Raw genomic sequence first — 5,878 nt, 5'->3', positions numbered from 1 at the left:
GAATTATCACGAGAAATCCCAGTAGTAATGGAATACCAATTCTAATAAGCCGTTCTTTTAAAAACCGTTCCGGCCCTTTTCTCGCGATTGATTGAGGGAGAAAATAGGCTGATAAAAAGAAAAACATACTCATAAAAAATGCTGCATTTACAGAGAAAAACCTGCCCAACCAGTTGATAGATTCATCATCCAAAAAATACCACCAACCACCTGGTCCATAGGGTTGTCCAGCATGGTGAGCTACTACAAGCATAATTAAAGCTATTTTTATATTATCGATGAAATATAAATGATCACTTTCTTTTTTCACCTTTAAAACTCCTTTCCCATTAAAAGTTATACTTTAAATAATAGTAACGTATATTTCACCATTATTGGAAAAAGATTGCATTTATGTTAATAATCTCTTATTCTTGATCAATCATTTTTTTTGCATTATCGTCCTTCTGTGATATAGACAATAAGTTAATTCCTACTTCTACTAGTCGAGTAGAAGAGAACCTCTCTACCTTACGGTAGATTGTGTTCTCCCCCCTCCCAGAACCGTGCTTGCGCAATTAACGCACACGGCTCCTCCTAATTACCATTCACAAAATATAGCTAATCTTTTAGAATCAGATATTGCTAATTCTGCTATCCTTACTAGTCTTCTTTCCATTTATTATTCCTACCTCTGTGTGTAGTAAATGTGTCCCTAGCAAGGGTGATAACTGGTAGCTAGCCTTTCCTCCATCGGCATTACCCAACTTCATTGGTACTACGCTGCTATCCGACTCCCTATATCGGCGTTTGGTTTCCTTACTTTGTATCGCTTGTACACCATACTCTTCTAATAAGAAAAGACCGATAGGGTCTCCCGAGTTGCCATATCATATCAATGTGTAACGTGCCAAGGTCTCTGACCCCAGAGAGGTTTCATTCTTCTTGCCATATACGAAGAATGAAATGTTGCTTTCTGCTGCAGGTAAAGCATCAGCCCTCTCGATTTACTAACATTATGGGGCTCTATCCCTTCAACCATTTGGCTTTCGGCCCGTCACCTAACTGTCTACGCTTAAAGACTAAAGTTACCTTTAGCCCTCCAAGACTCGCTACGAGTGAATGGCTAGTTCTTACTCGACGGGAATCCCACCCGTTATATGATACGACCTAGGCTCGGCCGCACACCTGCCCCGTTAGTTAAATAACTTCAACAAAAAAGTGCATTAATCCTTCTTGGATCAACGCACCCATTTGTTTAAGTATATTTTTTCACAATATTGTCGAGTGCATCGGACCAGCCGTCGTACACGTACTGATCGCCGGGGTGACCTGCGAATCCGCGCAGGTGGAAAATCATCTCGGTGCGGTTGCCGTGTTCGATAAGGGTTAGGGTCACGACAGGGGAGTTCTCGACGGGAGCATCGGGATATCCCCAGGTGAAAACAAGCCTTTCGTATGGTACGACCTCGAGAAACACACCTCCGGTTGGATACTCCTCGCTGGTCTCGATGTTGACCATCGTGTAGCGGTAGCGTCCGCCTTCGCGAACGTCGAAGGAGATGGTCTCTAGGGGTGTCGAAGGCAACCAGTCGGCGAGTTGCTTATCCTCGGTCCAAGCGCGCCACACGAGCTCGCGGCGGGCATTCAGGGTGCGGGTAATGGTAAACTCCGGTTCAGATGTGGGCATGTTCGTTGTTCCTCCTTTGTGATCATTTGACATGTTCATTGTTCCTCCTTTGTGATCATGGTCTTGAGGTGTTCTTCCAGTGCGTCGAAGCGCTGATTCCACTCACGGCGGTGCTTCTCGACCCAGGCTGATACCTCATCGAGAGGCTCGGTACGCATAGTCAGGGTCCGCCACTGGGCGTTTGTTGTGCGTTCAATCAGCCCTGCTCGCTCCAGCACTTTAAGGTGCTGGGAGATCGCGGGTGCGCTTATCTCGAAGAGCTCGGCGACCTCCCCGACTGTCGCGGCCCTCTGTGACAGCCTGGTTAGGATGTTCCGGCGCGTCGGATCGGCGAGCGCAGCGAAGATGAGGCTGAGTGTGTCCTTCGTAGTCAATTAAACAACTCCTTAATTAAGGATATGATTAAATATATATTACAATGTGTATTCATGTCAATTATTTTTCTCCATATTTTACCACAAAGACAAATAAATTGTTTAACTATTCTGCCCCGTTAGTCGAATAAAGAATTCCTGAATTTAATCTCAGGAAGTAATTCAACAAAAAAGGGCGGAAGTCCTTCCTGGAACATCGCACCCTTTAAAGCAATAAGAGTTTAGATTCTAAAAGGTAATTTCCCAAAACTCACGGTCCTCTAAAACCAAGTCATAAGGTTTTTTTATGTCCAGCCAATGAACGTTTCGTTTTTTTGAAAGTGCCAAGTCTTCTTTACCACTCAAACAAGTAAAATACTCTACCACCCCATTAGCTTGAATGGCTTCTTCAAGATAGGAATATAGTATAGTTAAACATTTCTCTTCTTCCACAGTTCGTTTTAATTGAAGATTTAAAGGAATGTGACTAGAGTAAGCTGCCACTTGATGATTGTATGAGAAGTGTGGACTATATGAAAATCTTCGTTTTAATTTGCTATCGTAATTATTTTCAAAATATAAATGTATGAAATCTAATTGATTTCTAAAGACATTCGGTTGTTCAGGAGATACAGAATTTGAACCGAATGAACCTTTAGATAATCTCATTGGTGAAGCAATATAAATATACTGGGTCATAAAATGCTTCCCCTTTCCTATACTTTCTTATGAAACAATCCTGCCCCGTTAGTGGAACAGCGAGAGCGAGACCCTTATTTATGAAACGCCAGCATTAGTTCAATAAAGGTCTATGAAAAAGGGATAACTAAATTCAGTTCTATATTGAATAATAACCTCAATTGGTTCCTCATTATTCTCTTCTGAACTCAAAACATCTTCGCTTTTCATATATCCTTCGTACCAGATTTTGTTATAGCTGTTCTTCTTTAGCTCTTCTGTACCTTCGAAGTAAATTTCGAAGTCATTCGTATTGTAATGTTCAAAAATTTCCTTTTCGCTTAGTCTAGTTGAAATCTTTTGGTATGTAACAAGAGTTGGATAACCCCCACTTCCCCGTGGGCCACCTCCAAATAGAACTCCATAACTAAAATCTTGTTCAATGACTTCTGTTTTTTCAGGTAACTTATATTCTAAAAGTCTGTTTGCATATTTCTTAGCGTAAACATATCCCTGACCAAAGAAAATATAAAACAACAATAATCCGCATAATCCGAGAATAGTAACAATTATTATCCTCTTTAAGCCTTTTTTCACAATAAACCTCCTGTTTGTTTATGAAACTAAACTGCTTCGATAGTTTAATAGTATCTTCCGTTTAAATTTCTAGAATCAGGTCAATAATTCCTTTAAGAATTGAAGTTTAAAGGGAGAGATATATTTTGTTATTATCAAAAGCATGGGAAACGTATGAATCGGATAAGCGAATAGAGGGATTTTCACCACAAACTTTAAAAGCATATCAACTTCAGGTCAACTTACTAATTCGTCATTTTGGAGATATAGAAATTGATTTACTTTCAACAGAGCAATTAAAAGCTTACCTCTCCAAGTCTAGCAAAACATTAAAACCCTCTTCACTAGCTCATCGTGTTCGTTCAATGAAATCGCTCTTTCGATGGACACATGAACAAGGACATATCAGTAAAAATCCAGCAGCCAAAATTAAAGAGCCAAAGGTTGGGAAAAGAATCCCAAAATTTTTAACAGAAAGGGAGATTGAACATCTTCGAGAAGCTTGCATTACACCTATGGAGAAAGCTTTATTTGAGTTTATGTTTTCAACAGGTTGTAGAATTGGTGAGATCGTAACACTCGATAAAAATAGCATTAATTGGTCTAATCATTCTGCCATCGTTAAGGGGAAAGGTGATAAGGAAAGAGAAGTATATTTTAATATTCGATGTGACATTTGGCTCAAACGATATATAGAAAGCCGAGAAGATAATGATACAGCTATCTTTGTAACTGAAAGACATCCTCATCGAATGAGCAAAGCACAAATGCGATATATCATTAAACGAATATCAAAACGGGCAGGTATTAATAAAGTAATCCATCCGCATCAACTGAGACACAGTTATGCAACCCACTTACTAAATAATGGTGCACCCATTGAAGTGATACAGAGTTTGTTGGGACATGAGAAAAGTGAAACTACTCGAATATATGCTGAGTTAAGTGGTCGTCTCAGGAAGGAGTTTTATCAAAAATATTTCTAACAAATCCATTGGAGCAACTTGTTTTTATAACTGGTTGCTCCATTAAACTATTGCATCCTATAGTTTAAGTAGAATCATTCACAATCTGTGTTTTCACTTCTCTTTATTATAATCTAATCCGTTTAAATATTCTGGTTTAATCCAAAAAGGATACCTTCTTATTTAAGAAATATATTGTTTTCTATCGTAAAACAAAATAAAGTCCCTTTATTACTTGAGTGTATAGTATATTTTATATTAAGTGTCTTAGCTATATCGTCAATTATTTTTAATCCCAGTCCCATACCTTTATTATTCATATCGAAGCCAATTCCATTATCTCGGAGCGAAACAACACGATTATCAATACTTATCTCAAATTTATTAGCTTTTGAATGTCTTAACGTATTTTGAAAAATGTTATCAAATAGTCTTTGGAGCCACAGACCATTGCTAACCCATACCAAATCATTATCTACATGTTTATATATTAGTTGGATATTATGTATACTATATAAATAGTTCCATTTATTCACCATATTTTCTAATAAGGCGTTTATATTTACTTCATCTTTTACAACATAGGAACTCTCCAACGTATCAGTGGATTGTAAATTAAATTCATTGGTTAAACCTGCAATATATTGAATTTGATTATTTAATGATTCTAATATTGGTGCTTGATCCTTAAATTCTTCCTCTAAATAAAACAATTGTAATTTTATTGCTGTTAAAGGTGTATTGATATCATGCCTTAATTTAGTCAAAAGTTCCCTGTTTATTTCCCCCTGCTGTTTAAGCTCTAATTCTCTAAATGTTGTTCTTTCAATTAATAGATTGACTGACCTAATTAATTCTCCTATTTCATCATCACTATTAACCTCTATTTTATTGGGAATTATTTTGTCATCACTAGCTAATTCCCGAATTGCCTTATTCAAAATATTTATTTTATTTAAAAGTGAATTAATCGATCTCGAAAACAAAAAAGCTAATATAAAGAAAGACATTAAAAATAGAATCAGCATCGTTGGATAGGCATACGATTCATGGAACGGAATGTTGCTATTCTTTGAGACAATATTATAAATCACTGACATTAGAACACTAATCATTAGTATTAATAACGGGACACTAATAATAGCGGAAAATAATAATAACTGGTATTTCCTTTTTAATTTCATTTCTTTATATAGGTATTTAATCTATACCCTTCTCCATATATATTTTGAATAATCTCACCCTGTTTATCATTGATTTTTGTTCTAATTTTTTTGATATGCACGTTCAGGATATTAGGGTTTCTATCTTCAAGTTGCCATAAATAGTCAAAGAATTGTTCTTTAGTTAAAATCCGATCCCGATTTTCATATAAGTAGAAGAATATTTTCCGTTCAATTGCCGTAAGAATAACCTCATTATGCAAGTTATGATTGAAAACTTTTGTATACTCTGCATCAATAAATAAATGTTTGATTTGCGTAAATTGACCATACTGACTATCTAGTTTTTTCTGAATTCTTAGTAATAGCTCTCGAGGTTCAAAAGGTTTAATCATATAGTCCTCACCAATTGTTAAACCTTTTAGTTTGCTATCGATATCATTGCGAGCAGATAAAAAAATAATGGGAATATTT

Annotated in this window: 8 protein-coding genes; 1 reads left to right on the top strand and 7 read right to left on the bottom strand. The window is 36.7% G+C overall.

All coding sequences use genetic code 11. The features are described 5' to 3' along the window. The 5 genes from V7097_RS24755 to V7097_RS24735 all read right to left on the bottom strand — a co-directional run. Window positions 1–310 (bottom strand): acyltransferase family protein (locus V7097_RS24755; RefSeq protein WP_335706305.1); only part of this gene is annotated, 310 nt, incomplete at its 3' end. Between the two features lie 927 nt (window positions 311–1,237). After that, window positions 1,238–1,702, bottom strand: a complete 465-nt coding sequence (locus V7097_RS24750) for an SRPBCC family protein (RefSeq protein ID WP_335706304.1) — start codon at window positions 1,700–1,702, stop codon at window positions 1,238–1,240. 2 nt (window positions 1,703–1,704) lie between these two features. Beyond that, window positions 1,705–2,043: an ArsR/SmtB family transcription factor gene (locus V7097_RS24745; RefSeq protein WP_335706303.1), complete on the bottom strand. Its 339-nt coding sequence runs from the start codon at window positions 2,041–2,043 to the stop codon at window positions 1,705–1,707. A 228-nt stretch (window positions 2,044–2,271) separates the two neighbouring features. Further along, entirely contained in the window at window positions 2,272–2,721 is a 450-nt protein-coding gene (locus V7097_RS24740; protein ID WP_335706302.1) for a hypothetical protein, read from the bottom strand. A 99-nt stretch (window positions 2,722–2,820) separates the two neighbouring features. Continuing rightward, window positions 2,821–3,297, bottom strand: coding sequence for a hypothetical protein (locus V7097_RS24735; protein ID WP_335706301.1), 477 nt, complete (start codon window positions 3,295–3,297; stop codon window positions 2,821–2,823). Window positions 3,298–3,422: 125 nt separating this feature from the next. Between V7097_RS24735 and V7097_RS24730 the strand changes: the two genes are divergently transcribed. Continuing rightward, the gene (locus V7097_RS24730) at window positions 3,423–4,262 is read left to right on the top strand and encodes a tyrosine-type recombinase/integrase (protein ID WP_335706300.1); all 840 of its coding nucleotides are present in this window, start codon (window positions 3,423–3,425) and stop codon (window positions 4,260–4,262) included. Between the two features lie 158 nt (window positions 4,263–4,420). Here V7097_RS24730 and V7097_RS24725 read toward each other — a convergent pair whose 3' ends face one another. Both V7097_RS24725 and V7097_RS24720 read right to left on the bottom strand, forming a co-directional pair. Beyond that, entirely contained in the window at window positions 4,421–5,425 is a 1,005-nt protein-coding gene (locus tag V7097_RS24725; RefSeq protein ID WP_335706299.1) for a sensor histidine kinase, read from the bottom strand. Next, the coding region (locus tag V7097_RS24720; protein WP_335706298.1) for a response regulator transcription factor at window positions 5,422–5,878 on the bottom strand (457 nt) is incomplete at its 5' end. The genes V7097_RS24725 and V7097_RS24720, both read right to left, overlap by 4 nt.

Origin of the sequence: Bacillus sp. JJ1562 (assembly GCF_036962705.1) — a bacterium.
GTDB lineage: Bacteria > Bacillota > Bacilli > Bacillales > Bacillaceae_L > Ferdinandcohnia.
Note: the sequence above shows the minus strand (reverse complement) of the source record. Positions and strands in the feature narration are given on the sequence as shown.